The sequence below is a fragment of the Micromonospora sp. NPDC005237 genome (genome assembly GCF_040607775.1).
GTDB lineage: Bacteria > Actinomycetota > Actinomycetes > Mycobacteriales > Micromonosporaceae > Micromonospora.
Genome location: NZ_JBEXHJ010000003.1, coordinates 358,523 through 374,482, shown reverse-complemented (window position 1 = coordinate 374,482; position 15,960 = coordinate 358,523). Strand labels below are relative to the sequence as shown.

13 protein-coding genes are annotated in these 15,960 nt (G+C 73.9%); 5 read left to right on the top strand and 8 right to left on the bottom strand.

Annotated features, from left to right (window positions below; all coding sequences use genetic code 11):
- Positions 1 to 77: 77 nt before the first annotated feature.
- Positions 78 to 278 (top strand): hypothetical protein, encoded by a 201-nt coding sequence (locus tag ABZT87_RS10570; RefSeq protein ID WP_030337978.1) that lies wholly within the window; start codon positions 78 to 80, stop codon positions 276 to 278.
- The gene (locus ABZT87_RS10565; protein ID WP_354859758.1) at positions 278 to 1,075 is read left to right on the top strand and encodes a site-2 protease family protein; all 798 of its coding nucleotides are present in this window, start codon (positions 278 to 280) and stop codon (positions 1,073 to 1,075) included. Before ABZT87_RS10570 ends, ABZT87_RS10565 begins: the two co-directional genes overlap by 1 nt.
- A gap of 58 nt (positions 1,076 to 1,133) precedes the next feature.
- Here ABZT87_RS10565 and ABZT87_RS10560 read toward each other — a convergent pair whose 3' ends face one another.
- From ABZT87_RS10560 to nadA, 6 genes are all read right to left on the bottom strand, one after another.
- Positions 1,134 to 2,132, bottom strand: coding sequence for an aldo/keto reductase family protein (locus ABZT87_RS10560; RefSeq protein ID WP_354859759.1), 999 nt, complete (start codon positions 2,130 to 2,132; stop codon positions 1,134 to 1,136).
- A 44-nt stretch (positions 2,133 to 2,176) separates the two neighbouring features.
- A complete protein-coding gene (locus ABZT87_RS10555; RefSeq protein WP_355134965.1) occupies positions 2,177 to 7,009 on the bottom strand; it encodes a WG repeat-containing protein in 4,833 nt (1,610 codons plus the stop codon).
- A gap of 374 nt (positions 7,010 to 7,383) precedes the next feature.
- On the bottom strand, positions 7,384 to 7,944 hold the full coding sequence (locus tag ABZT87_RS10550; protein WP_355134963.1) for an XRE family transcriptional regulator: 561 nt from the start codon (positions 7,942 to 7,944) through the stop codon (positions 7,384 to 7,386).
- 176 nt (positions 7,945 to 8,120) lie between these two features.
- Positions 8,121 to 8,714, bottom strand: coding sequence for a DUF3043 domain-containing protein (locus ABZT87_RS10545; RefSeq protein ID WP_354859767.1), 594 nt, complete (start codon positions 8,712 to 8,714; stop codon positions 8,121 to 8,123).
- Positions 8,715 to 8,785: 71 nt separating this feature from the next.
- Positions 8,786 to 10,141 (bottom strand): UDP-N-acetylglucosamine 1-carboxyvinyltransferase, encoded by a 1,356-nt coding sequence (murA, locus tag ABZT87_RS10540; protein ID WP_308195384.1) that lies wholly within the window; start codon positions 10,139 to 10,141, stop codon positions 8,786 to 8,788.
- A 212-nt stretch (positions 10,142 to 10,353) separates the two neighbouring features.
- The gene (nadA, locus tag ABZT87_RS10535; RefSeq protein ID WP_355134961.1) at positions 10,354 to 11,529 is read right to left on the bottom strand and encodes a quinolinate synthase NadA; all 1,176 of its coding nucleotides are present in this window, start codon (positions 11,527 to 11,529) and stop codon (positions 10,354 to 10,356) included.
- Between the two features lie 68 nt (positions 11,530 to 11,597).
- On the opposite strand from nadA, the gene ABZT87_RS10530 reads away from it, so the two are divergent.
- The 3 genes from ABZT87_RS10530 to ABZT87_RS10520 all read left to right on the top strand — a co-directional run bounded on the left by ABZT87_RS10530 (position 11,598) and on the right by ABZT87_RS10520 (position 14,465).
- Entirely contained in the window at positions 11,598 to 12,737 is a 1,140-nt protein-coding gene (locus ABZT87_RS10530) for a glycerate kinase (RefSeq protein ID WP_355134959.1), read from the top strand.
- Between the two features lie 182 nt (positions 12,738 to 12,919).
- Positions 12,920 to 13,288, top strand: a complete 369-nt coding sequence (gene erpA / locus ABZT87_RS10525) for an iron-sulfur cluster insertion protein ErpA (protein WP_234587006.1) — start codon at positions 12,920 to 12,922, stop codon at positions 13,286 to 13,288.
- A 199-nt stretch (positions 13,289 to 13,487) separates the two neighbouring features.
- Positions 13,488 to 14,465, top strand: coding sequence for a carbohydrate kinase family protein (locus tag ABZT87_RS10520; protein ID WP_355134957.1), 978 nt, complete (start codon positions 13,488 to 13,490; stop codon positions 14,463 to 14,465).
- Between the two features lie 112 nt (positions 14,466 to 14,577).
- Here the strand turns inward: ABZT87_RS10520 and ABZT87_RS10515 are convergent, their stop codons facing one another.
- Both ABZT87_RS10515 and ABZT87_RS10510 read right to left on the bottom strand, forming a co-directional pair.
- Entirely contained in the window at positions 14,578 to 14,811 is a 234-nt protein-coding gene (locus ABZT87_RS10515; protein ID WP_354861572.1) for a sulfurtransferase TusA family protein, read from the bottom strand.
- A complete protein-coding gene (locus ABZT87_RS10510) occupies positions 14,808 to 15,959 on the bottom strand; it encodes an aminotransferase class V-fold PLP-dependent enzyme (protein WP_355134955.1) in 1,152 nt (383 codons plus the stop codon). The genes ABZT87_RS10515 and ABZT87_RS10510 overlap by 4 nt, the downstream gene beginning before the upstream one ends.
- Position 15,960 lies beyond the last annotated feature (1 nt).

The window sequence follows — 15,960 nt, the reverse complement described above, 5'->3', positions numbered from 1 at the left end:
CGGCCGTTGCGCGCCGGGCCGACTACGCTGGCGGGGGTTCGTCCCACGGGGACTTCAGCGGCGAGGGGAGACGCGGCATGGCGTGGAGCTGGCGGTACGAGGGCACGGACGGTCAGACGGTGGAGGGCCCGGCGGAGTCGTTCGGCAGCCAGGCCGACGCCGAATCCTGGATCGGTCAGACCTGGCGTGAGCTCGCGGCGTCCGGCGTCACCTCGGTCGCGCTCGTCGAGGACGACCGGGTGGAGTACCGGATGAGCCTGCTGCCCACGGCCGAGTGATGGCCTACGACCGGCCGGGCGCCGACGGGCTGGTGCTCGGCGTGCCCAAGGCGGCGTTCCGGCCCAGCCCGGTCTTCCTCGGCCTGGTCGCGCTCTTCGCGGTCAGCGGGGTGCTGGCCTGGAACGGCTACGGCAGCGTCCGCTTCGACGTGTTCGTGTTCGTGGTGTCCGGCTGGCTGGTGTCGCTCTGCCTGCACGAGTACGCCCACGCCGTGGTGGCCTACCGCGCGGGCGACCGGGACATCGCCCACCGCGGTTACCTGACGCTCAACCCGTTCAAGTACACCCACCCCCTGCTGTCGATCGTGCTGCCGGTGGTGGTGGTGCTGCTCGGCGGCATCGGCCTGCCCGGCGGCGCGGTGTGGGTGGACCGGCACGCCATCGGGGGGCGACTGCGGCACACCCTGGTCAGCCTCGCCGGCCCGGCGACCAACGTGCTGTTCACGTTGCTGCTCGTGCTGGCGGTGCGACTCGGCACGTCCTCGGGTGGCCCGGTGGAGTTCTGGGCCGGGGTGGCGCTGCTGGCGTTCCTCCAGCTCACCGCGAGCGTGCTCAACCTGCTGCCGGTGCCCGGCCTGGACGGCGGCAACATGATCCAGCCGTGGCTCAATCCGCAGTGGCGCAGGATGTACGACCTGTTCGCCCCGTACGGCTTTCTTCTGCTCTTCGCGCTGCTGTGGAACCCGCGAATCGGCGGCTGGTTCTTCGACGCGGTCTTCGCCGTGGGTGACCTGCTCGGCCTGCCGTCGTGGCTGTACGCCGCCGGCCTGGACCTGATCCGGTTCTGGCGGAGCTGAGTCGAGCTGAGTTGTCCGGTCCGGCCGGCGCGGGTGCGCCGACCGGACCGGACCCGCGTCAGGGCCGCTCGGCGGGAGACTCGGTCTTCGCCGGGTCCCGCTCGGTGACCGGCTCGACGATCTCGTCGATGGCCTTGAGCAGCTCGGCGTCGAGCTTCACCCCGGCCGCCTTCACGTTGTCGTGCACCTGCTCGGGGCGGGACGCGCCGATGATCGCCGACGAGACGTTCGGGTTCTGCAGGACCCACGCCACGGCCAGCTGGGCCATGCTCAGCCCGGCCTGCTCGGCGAGCGGCTTGAGCTGCTGCACCCGGGTCAGGACGTCGTCGTTCATGAACCGGGAGATGAAGTTCGCGCCCGACTTCTCGTCGGTGGCACGGGAACCGGCCGGCGGCGGCTGCCCCGGCAGGTACTTGCCGGAGAGCACGCCCTGGGCCATCGGCGACCAGACGATCTGGCCGATGCCCAGCTCCTCGCTGGCCGGCACGACCTCGGTCTCGATGACCCGCCACAGCATCGAGTACTGGGGTTGGTTGGAGACCAGCGGGACGTGCAGCTCCCGGGCGAGCGGGTGGGCGGCCCGCAGCTGCTCGGCGGTCCACTCGGAGACGCCGATGTAGTGCGCCTTGCCGGAGTGCACGACGTCGGCGAACGCCTCCATCGTCTCCTCCAGCGGCGTGCTGTGGTCGTACCGGTGGGCCTGGTAGAGGTCCACGTAGTCGGTGCGCAGCCGCCGCAGGGAGCCGTTGATCGACTCCATGATGTGCTTGCGGGACAGGCCGCGGTCGTTGCGACCCGGCCCGGTCGGCCAGTAGACCTTGGTGAAGATCTCCAGGCCCTCGCGACGCTCGTTCTGCAGCGCCCGGCCGAGCACGTCCTCGGCCCGGGTGCCGGCGTACACGTCGGCGGTGTCGAAGGTGGTGATCCCCGCGTCGAGGGCGGCCCGGACGCAGGCGTTCGCCGCGTCCTCCTCGACCTGTGAACCGTGGGTGATCCAGTTGCCGTACGAGATCTCGCTGACCATCAGGCCAGAACGGCCCAGGTGTCGGAATTCCATGCCCCGACCATAACTCCGGTGGATCACGATCGCCGAGCGACGACTCAGAGCACCGGGTTCGCGTCGGTCAACAGCCGGTCGATCTCCTCCAGCACCGCCGCGCGATCGGGGTGCACCAGGTCGATCAGCGGCCCACCCCGCCGGTCCAGCGCGCCCCACCGACCGCTGCCGCTGACCACCAGGAACGCCACCGGGTGGATGACCACCATCGGGTACGACGGCTGGACCAGCACCGCGCCGGTCCGGTCCACCACACCGCGCCGACCGGCCACGTCGACGACCACGAGACCCTCGTCGGTGAAGCCGTCGACCGGACCCGCGTCGGTCAGCTCGGTGACGAAGCCGTGGTATCGGGTCGGCACCACGATCCGGCCGGTCCGGTCGACCGCACCCCACCCCTCGCGCTTCACTGCGGCCAGCCCTCGGCGGAACGGCCGTACGTCGGCGAAGTTGGGCGGAACCTGCACCGCGCCGGTCGGGTCGATCGCCGTCCACCCGCCGTCGGTGAACACCCAGGCCAGGCCGTCGCTGAACGGGCGCACCGCCCGGTACGAGGGCGGGATCACCGTCGTACCCAGCAGGTTGATCAGGGACCACCGGTCGGTGTCCGGCCGCCGGACCCAGGCCAGCCCGTCGTGGAAGGGCTGCGCCTCGGCGTACCGGGCGGGAATGACAACGTCGCCGGCGTGGTCGGTGTAGCCCCACAGCGGTCCGTCCCGGTCCGGCTGCGGGGGCCGGTCACGGTCGAGCACCTCTTCCCGACTCCGGGGGTACGGCCCGAAGCCGTCGGCCGAAGCCCGCGCGGTGACCGCGTCGAGGGCCACCCGGATCCGGTCCAGCAGCTCGGCGTCGCCGGCCCCGCGCAGGTCGAGCGCCCGCTCGAAGTGGTGGCAGGCCTCCATCAGCCGGCCCTGGTCATAGCAGCACCGCCCGGCGTGCTCGTGCAGGGCGGCGCGCAGCCGGTCGGGCAGTTCGATCGAGTTGGCCTCGGCGAAGAGCTGGTCGGCCTCGGCGTAGTCGCCCCTCCATCGCAGCACGTGGGCCAGCCGGGCCTGGGCCAGCGCGGTCCGGCGCAGCTCGCCGGTGGCTTCGGCGTAGGTGAGGGCGAGCCGGCCGTCGGCCAACGCGTCGTCGAGGTCGCCGAGGATCCGCGAGGCGACCGCGCGCAGACTCAGCAGCCGCGCACGGGCCTTGTTGTCGACGGCCGAGCCCAGCTTCTCGGTCAAGCGCCGCCGGATGGCCCGCATGGCGTCCGGCTCCGTCAGCTCCTCGCGCAGGGTCACCGGGTCCAGCCGCCAGCGGTACGCGGCCAGGACCTGCTCCGGGTCGCCCTGATCGGCCAGCGAACGACGGGGCGGCTCCGGCGCCGTGGCGGGCGGCGCCGACACCGGCGCGTCCTGGTCGGACGACCCGCTGCGCGGCCCGGGAATGCCAGCGAGCGGTACGGCGGAGACGGGCGCGGCGGGTGGCGCGGACACGGGCGTCGCCTGTGGCGCGGAGACGGGTGCCTGCGCGGCCGGCGGTGCGGAGACGGGCGGTGCGGAGACGGGCGGTGCGGAGACGGGTGCCTGCGCGGCCGGCGGTGCGGAGACCGGCGGTGCGAGTGCCGCCGGGGGCACGGGCTCCGGTGCGGGCGGTGCGGACACGGGCGCCGCCGCAGTGGGCCGTTCCGCTGCCGGCTCGGGCGGCGGCGTGCGCGTCGCCTCGGTCGCCGGACCGGACCCGGCCGGGTCGGCATCCGGGTCCGGGCTGGCGGTCGATGGGTACGCGTTGCTCGACGCGGGCGGCGCCGATGCCGGCCGGTCCCACGGTCCGGCGTCGGCGAGGCGGTCCCGCGACGCGTCGGTGGATGCGTCGGCGGTCGGCGCGCTCGTCGGGCCAGTGACCTGGCGGATGTCGTCGGGGGCGAGGTCGCTGTGGTGCCCCGACGCCTCTGTGTACGGCTCACCGCCGAGCGGACGGTGGATGTCGCCCGACACCGGCTCGGCGGCCGCCGCTGCGTCGTCGGCATCGTCGACCAGGTCGTCCGACCAGGCGCGTGGAGCACCGGAGACCGGGTGTGCCGGCGGTCCGGAGATCGGCTCCCGTCCGTCGGTCGGGGTCGGTTCGGTGGAGGGCTCCACGTGGGTGGCGAGGTCGTCGACCCGAGGGCGACGCTCAGCGTCGGCCACCTCCATCGGGGTGGCCGAGGCCGGCGGTGCCGAGACAGGCCAGGCCGAGTCCGGCGGCGCGAGGGCTGGCGGGGCCGAGACGGGCCAGGCCGAGTCCGGCGGCGCGGAGACAGGCGGTGCCGAGACGGGCTCTGCCGAGTCGGGTGGGGCGGGGCGTGCGGCGATCGGATCGGCTGGTGGTGCGGACACCGGCCGGCTCGGTGGTGGGGAGACCGGGTCGGCGAGCGGTCCGGAGATCGGTGTCGCAGCGGTCTCGACGGCCGAGTCGGGTCGCCGGTCGGCTGCGGGGTCGCTGACCAGCGGTTGGGCGGACGCCGCCGACGGGACGTGCGCGTCCTCGGCGTGTGGCGAGCCGGCCGACCCGTCGCCGGGCTTCCAGTCCTCGGTCGTCTCGCCGACGGTGGTGGTCTCGGGTTCCTCGGTCGGCCGCTGGTCCGCTGGTGTCTCGTCCTGGTCGGACACGACCGGCTGGGCGCCGGGGCTGAACCAGGCTGCCGGCCCCCGGGCCGACGCCTCCGCTGGCTCCGCAGCGGTCGGCACGGGCGCTTCCGAGGGCGCCGGGGGCACGTAGCGACGCGGTACGCCCGGGGCGATCGGAAGCGCCGGCTCGGCATCCGGCGCGGGCGCCGAGGACGTCGGCGTCACGGGGGTGGGGGGCTGCTCCGGCCGCTGCCAGGACGGTGGGGGAGCGACCGGCGGGCGGTCATCCGCAGGCGGCGAGGGCCGCTGCCCAGGTGTGGGTTGTGGGGGCTGGTCCTGCGGGGCGGGACGGGCGGGCGGCGCCGGGTGCGAGCGGTTGTCCGGGCCGGGATAGCGCGGTGGCGCGGTGGCGCGAGGGTCGGCAGTCGAAGCCGGTTCGGTGGGTGTGCGGTGCTCGGGCCGCTGCGGCGACTCCGGCCGCTCGTCCGAGGACGGAGGATCCACCGGGGCGGGCAGGAACTCCAGCCGCAGCCGGGCGGCCGGTGGACCGGAGACGGGGACGTCCGCCGGGGAGACCGGTGCGGCGGACACCGGCCGGTCGCGCTCCGGACGACCGGACGACGTGGATGGTTGCCACGCGTGGTCCGCCGAGGCGGGGGAGACGGGTGCCGCGGACACCGGCCGGTCCGGGCCGGGCGCGGCGGGCGAGACGGGTGCCGGCGACACCGGTCGCTCCGGCGAGGCCGGACGAACCGGAGTCGCCCGGCCGGTGCCCGGTGCGGCGGGGGAGACGGGTGTGGGCGGGACCGGGGTGGCCCGGCCGGAGGTGGGCGGCGCCGTCGCGGCGGGACGCGCGGGCCGTTCGTCGTACCGGGGCGGCTCCGCCGGTGGCCGTGCGGGTCGCGTCGCCGGCCGCGGCGGGACCTCCGGCTCAGCGCCGCGGTGCGGCTCGGGCCGGTAGCCCGGCTCCCGTCTGCGGTCCGGGTGCACCGGACCGGGCGGCGGCCAGGGCAGGCCGCCACCCGACCGGGGGCCGGGCTGCGACCGCGGCTCCTCGCGGTAGGTCTCCTCGCGGTACGGCTCCTCGCCGTACCGCTCCGGCCGGGCGTTCTCGCGCGCGCGACGGTCCGGGTACGCCTCGGTGCGGGCTGCCGCCTCGCGGGGTTGCTGCCGGTGCGGCTCGACATCGGGACGGCGGCGCTCGTCGTCGCGGCGGGGCTGTTCCGGTGCCTCCGGTTCGGGGCGGCGCCGCCGTCCGCCCTCGGACGTCTGTGGCGTCCCGAATGCCTCGTCCGGCCGGCGCTGCCGGTCGGTGGACGCACCGGGGCCAGCGTCCACGCGGGACCGGCCGTCGGCAACGCCCCGCTCCGGGCGGCGGGCGTCGTCGGGTAGGCGTTCTGAGCGGCGGGCGTCGTCGGGCAGGCGGTCGGGGTGGCCCTCGGCCCGGTAGCGGGAGCGGCTGTCCACGGGTGCCCACTGGCCGGCCCCCTCGGCGGCCCAGCCGTCGGTCGGGCGGCCGTCGTGGCCCCTGGCCGGTCGGGTGCCGTACCCGTCGCCGGGGTGCCGGTCGTGACTCGCGGCCGGCCGCTCCGACGTGCCGCGCCGGCGCGGCGCCTCGTCCGGCTCGGGCACCCAGCCGGAGTCACTGCGCGGTGCGGGGGAGTAGGGCCCGGGGGAGACGGGTGGCGCGGTCGGGTACGCCCGGTCCCGGTCGGCCGGCTCGTGTCGGGGCGGGCGGCCGTCGTACCGCTCGGAAGTGGGCTGCTCGCGGTGCCAGGCGGCCTCCCGAGCCGGTCCCCGGTCGTCGTTGGGACGCCGGTCGGACCAGGCGGTCCGCCGGTCCGACTCGGGGGAGCGGCGCTCCTCCCGTCGGGGCGGCTCGGGGAGCGGCCGGCGGTACGGCTCATGGTCGTACTGCGGGGTCTCGGGTCGTCCGTGGTGCGTCGTGTCGACCGGGCGCTCGTCGCTGCGTGACCAGCCGTAGGAGGGTGTCCCGCCCGGCTCGTCGTCCGCCCCCCACCGGCCGTTGGGGGCAGACTCGCCCGGAGGCTCGTCGGCCCAGGAGCGGCCGAGGTAGGTGCCGTCCGGTCGGGTGGGCGCGAGCGGCGGCACCTCGGTACGACCGACAACTGTCGCCCGTCCGCGCGGCGGTGCCGGCTGGTGGGTGACGCCGATGTCGCCGGGGTAGCGCTGGCCGGGGAACTGGGGGTGCCACTCGGTGGTCGGCTCGACCACCCAGGACGGTTCGTTCGGGTCCCGCCACCGGTCGGTGTAGCGGCCGTTCATCCGTTGAGCCCGTCGCCACACCCGGCCGCGTGGCCGCTCCCCGTCGACGGTGAGGTGGCCGCGGTGGTGCCTCGCTGGCCCATGGGCGTCCGGTCGCCGCCTGCCACGCCCCGGTGGCCGGCTCGCGTCCGCTCGCTCACGGCGTTGTCACCTCGTTGCACATTGTCGCGCTGGGGCCTCGCGTGCCGGTCGGGTCGCCCATTCCGGCAGGGCGTGGCTGCGGATGGAGGGTAACGGCGTGGGCTCGTTCACCGCCACTGTGGCACCGCCCACGAGCGCAAACGTTATCCGATGGTTCCGGACATTTGGGTCGATAACCCAATCTGACCTTTGACGATACCCCACCCGCCGGCCGGGTGGACCGGAGCATCGGGTCAGGGATGCTCCATGACGAGGACGGCGAAGGTGCCGGGGACCAGCGCCTCGTACCGGTGCGGTGTGTCGCCGGGGAACGTCGCGTAGTCACCCGGACCGAGGTCCACGGTGCCCGCCTCGGGGCCGACGCGCAGCCGTCCGGCGGCCACCACCACGTGCTCGACGCTGCGGGGGGTGTGCCCGTCCGCCTCCCGGACCGCGCCCGGCTCCAACTCGATCAGGTAGACGTCCCGGCGCAGGTGCGCCGTGCCGGCGCTGAGCAGCGTCCCGGCGAAGTCGGCCTGTTCGGAACGGACCCGGGGCCCCTCCCCGGCGCGGATCACCCGGATGTCGACGTCCGCCGGCTCCACGAGCCGGCTGAACGGTACGCCCAGCGCCACGCCGAGCGCCCAGAGCGTCTCGACGCTCGGGTTGCCGGTCCCCGACTCCAGGTGGGAGATCGTCGACTCGGTCACCCCCGCCCGATGGGCCAGCTCGGCCAGCGAGATCCCGAGGCGCTCCCGTTCGCGGCGCAGGGCGGCAGCGATGGTGGCCAACGGGGCAGCCGGTTCTCCAGGCATGCGTGTTCGCTCCATTGGATCAACGTGCGAGGTGACGAACAACTGGCGACCTGTTCACCGTGATGAACTACGCGCACGCTACAACGAACGGCCACTGCCCGGATGCTTCCCGCTGCGCTTTGCCCCCAACGCGGCCGGAGCCGCCACTGGGGCGACGCGGGCTCGGGAAGCCGGGATCAGACCTTGTCGCCGAGCTTGACCTGAGGAGCCGGAGCGCGCATCCGCCGGAAGGTGATCGACCGCATCACGGCGTAGAGGTAGAGCGAGCCCATCCGCTGGTCGGTCTTCGGGAAGCGCTCCCGGACCAGCTTGCCGATCTTGCGGCAGATCAGCAGCGAGTCGACGACCACACCCAGGGCCAGTGCGCCCCAGAGCACGTTGGAGATCAACCGCACCGGCGCCGGCATCGCCGCGTTCGAGCCGATCAGCACGATCAACGCGCCGCCGAAGAACCAGGTGCCGACGGTACGCCGGGAGTCGACCACGTTGCGTGCCAGCAGCCGCTCCGGGCCCCGGTCGCGGGGGCCACCCTCGCGGCGGAACTCGGCCGCGGCCTCGGTACGCAGCTGGCGGCGCCGCTCCCGCTCCTCCTCCTTGGTGAGGGGGCGGGTGGGGCCGGCCGGGCGACGGCCGACGGTCGGCCGCTTCGGCGTCTCCCGACCCTTGGCCGGGGTGTAACCCCGGGGACGGTCGGCGGTCTCCTCGGGGGTCACCGAGGTGACGGCCTCGTCGACGAGGTCGGTGGACTTGCGGCGAAAGAGCGACGGCACGCGGCAAGGGTAGCCAACGGTTCGCGCCCGGTGCACATCGCGGTGCACCGGGCGCGGAAGGTCTGACGAGGTTACGGGCGCTCGGCGTGCGCGCCGAGGTCGGCGAGCTTCGCCTCGAAGTCCTCGTAGCCCCGGTTGATCAGGTCGACGCCGTACACCCGGGAGGTGCCCTCGGCCGCGAGCGCCGCGATCAGGTGGCTGAAACCGGCCCGCAGGTCGGGGATGACCAGGTCGGCGGCGTGCAGCTTGCTCGGCCCGGCGATCACCGCCGAGTGCTTGAAGTTGCGCCGGCCGAAGCGGCACGGGGTGCCGCCGAGGCAGTCCCGGTAGACCTGGATGTTGGCGCCCATCGAGTTCAGCGCCTCGGTGTAGCCCAGCCGCTGCTCGTAGACCGTCTCGTGCACGATCGACAGGCCGCGGGCCTGGGTCAGCGCCACGACCAGCGGCTGCTGCCAGTCGGTCATGAAGCCGGGGTGGACGTCGGTCTCCAGCGCCACCGCGTTCAGCTCGCCGCCGGGGTGCCAGAAGCGGATGCCGCCCTCCTGGCCCGGGTCGCCCAGCTTCGGCGGCCGGGTGTCGGTGACCTCGTACTCGCCGCCGACGGACCGGAAGATGTTCAGGAAGGTCATCATGTCGGCCTGCTGCGCGCCGAGCACCTCGACGTGGCCACGGGTGGCCAGCGCGGCCGCGGCCCAGCTGGCGGCCTCGATCCGGTCGGGGATCGGCCGGTGGGTGTACCCGTGCAGCTTCGGCACGCCCTGGATCTCGATCACCCGGTCGGTGTGGACCTTGATGATCGCGCCCATCTTCTGCAGGATGCAGATCAGGTCGATGATCTCCGGCTCCACCGCGGCGTTGCGCAGCTCGGTGACGCCCTCGGCCATAACCGCGGTCAGCAGCACCTGCTCGGTGGCGCCGACGCTCGGGTACGGCAGGGCGAACTTGGTGCCGTGCAGGCCGTTCGGCGCGGACAGGTGCAGCCCCTCGGGCCGCTTGTCGACAGTCGCGCCGAACTCCCGCAGCGCCTGCAGGTGGAAGTCGATCGGGCGCGGGCCGATGTGGCAGCCGCCCAGATCCGGGATGAACGCGTGCCCGAGCCGGTGCAGCAGCGGCCCGCAGAACAGGATCGGGATCCGGCTCGAACCGGCGTGCACGTTGATCTGGTCGGTGCTGGCGCTCTCCACGTTCGCCGGGTCGAAGACGAGCTCGCCGTCCTCGGCGCCGTCGGTCACCTTGACGCCGTGCAGACCGAGCAGACCCCGGACCACCTCGACGTCGCGGATCTTCGGCACGTCGAACAGCCGGCTCGGGCTGTCGCCCAGCAGTGCGGCGACCATCGCCTTCGAAACCAGGTTCTTCGCGCCGCGCACGCGGATCCGCCCTTCGAGCGGAGTGCCTCCATGCACGATCAGGACGTCGTCGGTCAACGCAACCTCCAGCGCTTCGGTGCTGCTGTGTTGATGGTGGGGAGCCGGAACTCTGTCGCTACCCCGGATGCGGCCATATCGAAACGGCCCGCTTGCGTCCTCGCCCCGGCAGCATAGCCCTCGGTGACGAAAAAGGACTCGGTCACACCGGCGTGTGTGGCATTAATCGGTGATCCGGCACTTTTGCGTACCAAGGGCGTCACGGATCGTGATCACGCACCCGGCAGGGCGAGCATCTGGTCCAGCGCCACCCGGGCGTGGTGCGCGGTGTCGGCGTCGACAGTGATCTGGTTGACGACCCGGCCCGCGACCAGCTCCTCCAGGGCCCAGACCAGGTGCGGCAGATCGATCCGGTTCATGGTCGAGCAGTAGCAGACCGCCTTGTCCAGGAACATGATCTGCTTGTCCGGGTGGGCCAGCGCCAACCGGCGGACCAGGTTCAGCTCGGTGCCCAGCGCCCACGCCGAGCCGGCCGGCGCCGCCTCGATGGTCTTGATGATGTACTCGGTCGAACCGACGTGGTCGGCGGCCGTGACCACCTCGTGCCGGCACTCCGGGTGGACCAGCACGTTGACCCCGGGAACCCGCGCCCGCACGTCGTCGACGCTCTCCAGGGTGAACCGGCCGTGCACCGAGCAGTGCCCTCGCCACAGGATCATCTTGGCGTCCCGCAGCTGCTCCGGCGTGAGCCCGCCACCGGGCTTGTGCGGGTCGTAGAGCACGCAGTCGTCCAGCGACAGGCCCATCTCCAGCACCGCCGTGTTGCGGCCCAGGTGCTGGTCCGGCAGGAAGAGCACCTTCGAGCCCTGCTCGAACGCCCAGTCCAGGGCGCGCTTGGCGTTGGACGAGGTGCAGACCACGCCGCCGTTGCGGCCGACGAAACCCTTGATGTCGGCCGAGGAGTTCATGTACGTCACCGGCACGGTCTCGCCGGCGATGCCCAGCTCGGCGAGCGTGTCCCAGGCGGCCTCGACCTGACCCAGCACGGCCATGTCCGCCATCGAACAGCCGGCCGCCAGGTCGGGCAGGATCACCCGCTGGGCGTCCGTGGTGAGGATGTCGGCGCTCTCGGCCATGAAGTGCACGCCGCAGAAGACGATGTACTCGGCGTCCGGCCGGGCGGCGGCCTCCCGGGCCAGCTTGAACGAGTCGCCGGTCACGTCCGCGAACTGGATCACCTCGTCGCGCTGGTAGTGGTGCCCCAGCACGAAGACCTTGCTGCCCAGCTCCGCCTTCGCCGCCGTGGCACGGGCCACCAGATCCGGGTCGCTGGGCGCCGGCAGGTCGCCCGGACACTCGACGCCGCGCTCGGTGTCGGGGTCGCTGCCCCGGCCGAGCAGCAGCAGAGCCGTCGCCGTGTTGGAGGGTTCCACCCAGGTCGAAGTCACGTAGCCCATGGTCCCACAGCGCGAGCGCGCCGCAGCTCCGCTCGGTGTGGGCTGCCACACTGCTCGACATGCGCGTGCTGCTCTGCCCGGACAAGTTCGCCGGCACCCTGCCCGCACCGGAGGTCGCCGCCGCGGTGGCGGACGGCTGGCGCAGCGTCGCCGACGGTGACGACCTGCTGATCCGGCCGCTCGCCGACGGCGGGCCGGGCTTCGTGGAGGTGCTCGCCGAGGCGCTCGGCGGCCGGCGGGTGACGGTGTCGACCGTCGACCCGCTGGGCCGGCCGGCGGCCGGTGAGATCCTGCTCACCGCCGACGGCACGACGGCCTACCTGGAGAGCGCGCAGGCGTGCGGCCTGCACCTGCTCTCCGCAGCCGAGCGCGACCCGAAGACCACCACGTCGTACGGGCTGGGTCTGCTGGTGACCGCCGCCGTGGAGAGCGGGGTCCGGACGGTGGTGATCGGGCTGGGCGGCTCCGCCACCAACGACGCCGGCGCCGGCATGCTCACCGCGCTGGGCGCGACCCCGCTCGACGCCACGGGTGCGGCGCTGCCGTACGGCGGGGCTGCGTTGGCCCTGGTCGACGCCCTCGACGGCGCTCCCCGGCTGCGCGGCGCCCGGCTCGTCGCCGCCACCGACGTGGACAACCCGCTGCTCGGCCTGCACGGCGCGAGCAACGTGTTCGGCCCGCAGAAGGGCGCCGACCGCGCCGACGTCCTGCTGCTCGACGCGGCCCTGGAGCGTTTCGCTGCGGTGCTGGAGCGGGACCTTCCCGGCTGCCCGCCGGGGCTCGGCGCGCTGCCCGGCGGTGGGGCCGCGGGCGGCCTCGGCGCGGCCATCCTCGCGCTCGGCGGCGCCTGCGAGTCGGGTATCGGCCTGGTCACCCGGGCCACCCGGCTGGACGCCGCGCTCGACACCGCCGACCTGGTGATCACCGGGGAGGGGTCCTTCGACCACCAGTCGCTGCGCGGCAAGGTCGTCGCCGGGGTGGCCGGGGCCGCCCGGGACCGTGGGGTGCCCTGCGTGGTGGTGGCCGGCCAGGTCAGCACCGGCCGACGGGAGGCCGCCTCGGCGGGGGTGACCGACGCGTACAGCCTGGTCGAGCACTTCGGTGGGGAGCAGGCCGGCGGGCTCGACGCCGCCATGAGCCGTCCCGCCGACGGGCTGCGCGAGCTGGGCGCCCGACTGGCCCGGCAGTGGAGCCGCTGAGCGCTCGGCCCACCCGGTCCAGGCCGTTTCGTCCGGGCCGACCTGGGGCGCTGGTCCCGCCACGCGGGTACGTCCGGCCGGGGCGGCGTACGATCGGAACTGGACCACAACCGGGAATCACTGGACGGCGCGCGGCGTTGGCCAGTGCGTCCGGACCCAAAACCGCGCAGGGAGACTTCCACGTGACCACGCCAGCGCAGACCGAGTCGACCGAGGCCCAGGCCCCTACTTCCGTCGTCCTCACCGACGTCGCGGCGCAGAAGGTCAAGGCCCTGATCGAGCAGGAGGGCCGCGACGACCTGCGGCTCCGCGTCGCGGTGCAGCCGGGTGGCTGCTCCGGCCTGCGGTACCAGCTCTTCTTCGACGAGCGTTCGCTCGACGGTGACGTCGTCAGCGACTTCGGTGGCGTCGAGGTCGTCGTCGACCGGATGAGCGCCCCCTACCTGTCCGGCGCGACGATCGACTTCGCCGACCGGATCGACGCCCAGGGCTTCACCATCGACAACCCCAACGCGGGCAACTCCTGCGCCTGCGGCGACTCGTTCAACTAGGTCGCGCACCACGCACCACCGACGACGGGGCCGTCCTGCGGGACGGCCCCGTCGTCGTGTCGGGGTGACGGTGGGAGCGGTCCCGGGTGACCCCGGCGGACGGGTGGACGGGCGGTTGCCGTTGCCCGACCGACCGGACACGTCGGGGTTGCCGGGCCGGTAGGCTGACCGCGCCCTGCTCCCGACCCTGAGGGTTGACATGAAGATCGCCGTGACCGGCTCGATCGCCACCGATCACCTGATGAGCTTCCCGGGTCGCTTCGCCGACCAGCTCATCGCCGATCAGCTGCACAAGGTTTCCCTCTCCTTCCTGGTGGACGACCTGGTTCTCCGCCGTGGCGGGGTCGCGGCGAACATCTCCTTCGGCATGGGGCAGCTCGGGATGCGCCCGGTGCTGCTCGGGGCGGTGGGCGCGGACTTCGCCGACTACCGCTCCTGGCTGGAGCGGCACGGCGTGGACTGTGACTCCGTGCACATCAGTGAGGTGGCGCACACGGCGCGGTTCGTCTGCACCACCGACACCGACATGTGCCAGATCGCGTCGTTCTACGCGGGTGCGATGAGCGAGGCGCGCAACATCGAACTGGCCCCCGTCGCCGACCGGCTCGGCGGGCTGGACCTGGTGCTGGTCAGCGCTAACGACCCGGAGGCGATGCTGCGGCATTCGGCCGAGTGCCGCAGCCGTGGGTACGCCTTCGCGGCCGACCCCTCCCAGCAGCTCGCCCGGATGCCCGGCGAGGACGTGGTGGCGCTGATCGAGGGCGCCGAGTACCTGATGACCAACGACTACGAGAAGTCGCTGCTGCAGAGCAAGGCGCAGCTGACCGACGACCAGCTGCTGAACCTGGTCAAGGTGCGGGTCACCACGCTGGGCAAGGACGGCGTGGAGATCGCCGGCCGCGGCATCGACCCGATCCACGTGCCCATCGCCCGGGAGATCCGGGCGGTCGACCCGACCGGGGTGGGCGACGGCTTCCGGGCCGGCTTCTTCACCGCGCTCTCCTGGGGCCTCGGCCTTGAGCGGGCCGCCCAGGTCGGCTCGCTGCTGGCCACGCTGGTCCTGGAGACGGTGGGCACCCAGGAGTACGACGTCCGCCGCGACCTGTTCGTCAAGCGCCTCGCCGAGTCCTACGGCGACACCGCCGCCGACGAGATCCGCCCCCACCTCCTCCCGTAACCCGACCCACCCCGCCTCACCCCGGCGATCTTGCACTTTCTGTCGCTGTTTCGCGGCTTCTGCGCGGTCTTGTCCGCGCAGCAACTGCAAGATCGCGGGGGTGAGGGATGGGTCAGTGGGTGCGGCGGATGTCGTAGGCGGGGCCGTCCGCGCCGGTCACCGCGCCGAGGAACTCCTGGCCGCGCATCCGACACCAGGCGGGGATGTCCACCGCCGCGGCCGGGTCGTCGGCGAGCACCCGGACCACCGTGCCGACCGGCACCTGCGGCATCCGGCGGGCCGCCGCGATCACCGGCAGCGGGCAGCGTTGACCCCGGCAGTCGATCACCTCGTCCGGCATCGTCACAGTCCCACCACCCCGGCGTCGGCGCGCAGCCCGGCGACGATCCCGGGCAGCTCGGCGAGGAACCGCTCGACGTCGGACTCGGTCGTGTCCCGGTGCAGGCTGACCCGGACGTTGCCGTGCGAGAGCACCCCCATCGCCTCCAACACGTGCGACGGCCGCAGCGTGGACGACGTGCAGGACGAGCCGGACGACACCGCGAACCCCCGCCGGTCCAGCGCGTGCAGCAGCGTCTCGCCGTCGACGTACAGGCAGGAGAAGGTCACCAGGTGAGGCAGGCGCAGCACCGGGTCGCCGACCACCTCGACGTCGGGCACCTCCGCCGACACCCGCGCCCGGATCCGGTCCACCAGCGGCGCCAGCCGGGCCCGCTCGGCCGCGGCGTCGGCCGCCGCCGCGCGCAGGCTCGCCGCCGCCGCCACCACCGCGGGCAGGTTCACCGACCCGGGGGTACGCCCACCCTCCCGCTCGTCGGCCGGCCAGGGCGACTCCCAGCGGGTGCCCTTGCGGACCGCCAGCAGCCCCACCCCGGGCGGCCCGCCCCACTTGTGGGCGCTGGCGCTGAGCATCGACCAGCCGGCCGGCAGGGGCACCCGCCCGACCGACTGCGCCGCGTCGACGTAGAGCGGCACCCCGACGTCGGCGCAGACGGCCGCCGCCTCGGCGACCGGCTGCACGGTGCCCACCTCGTGACTCGCGGTGATCAGCGCGGCCAGCGCGACCCCGGGCGCCTGGACGGCCGTCGACCAGGCGGCCAGATCCAGCCGGCCCACCCGGTCGACCGGCACCGCATGGGCGACGCCGCCGGCCGCGACGTGCCGCTCGGCGGCGTGCAGGACGGCGGAATGCTCGATCGCGGAGTGCACCAACGTCGCCCCGGCCCGGTGCCGTCCCGCCAGGCCGCCGAGCACCGCGCCGTGGGCTGCCGTCGTACCGCTGCTGGTGAAGGACAGCTCGTCGGCGCGGACGCCGAGCGTCTGCGCGGACGCCTCGCGGGCGGCGTCGAGCAGTTGCCGCGCGCGGCGTGCCTGGCTGTAGAGCTTTCCCGGGTCGGCCCAGCCGTCTTCCAAAGCGGCCAGCAGCGCCTGCCGGGCGACCGGATGCAGCGGCGCGGCGGTCGCCGCGTCCAGGTATACCGAAGAGGCGCTCACG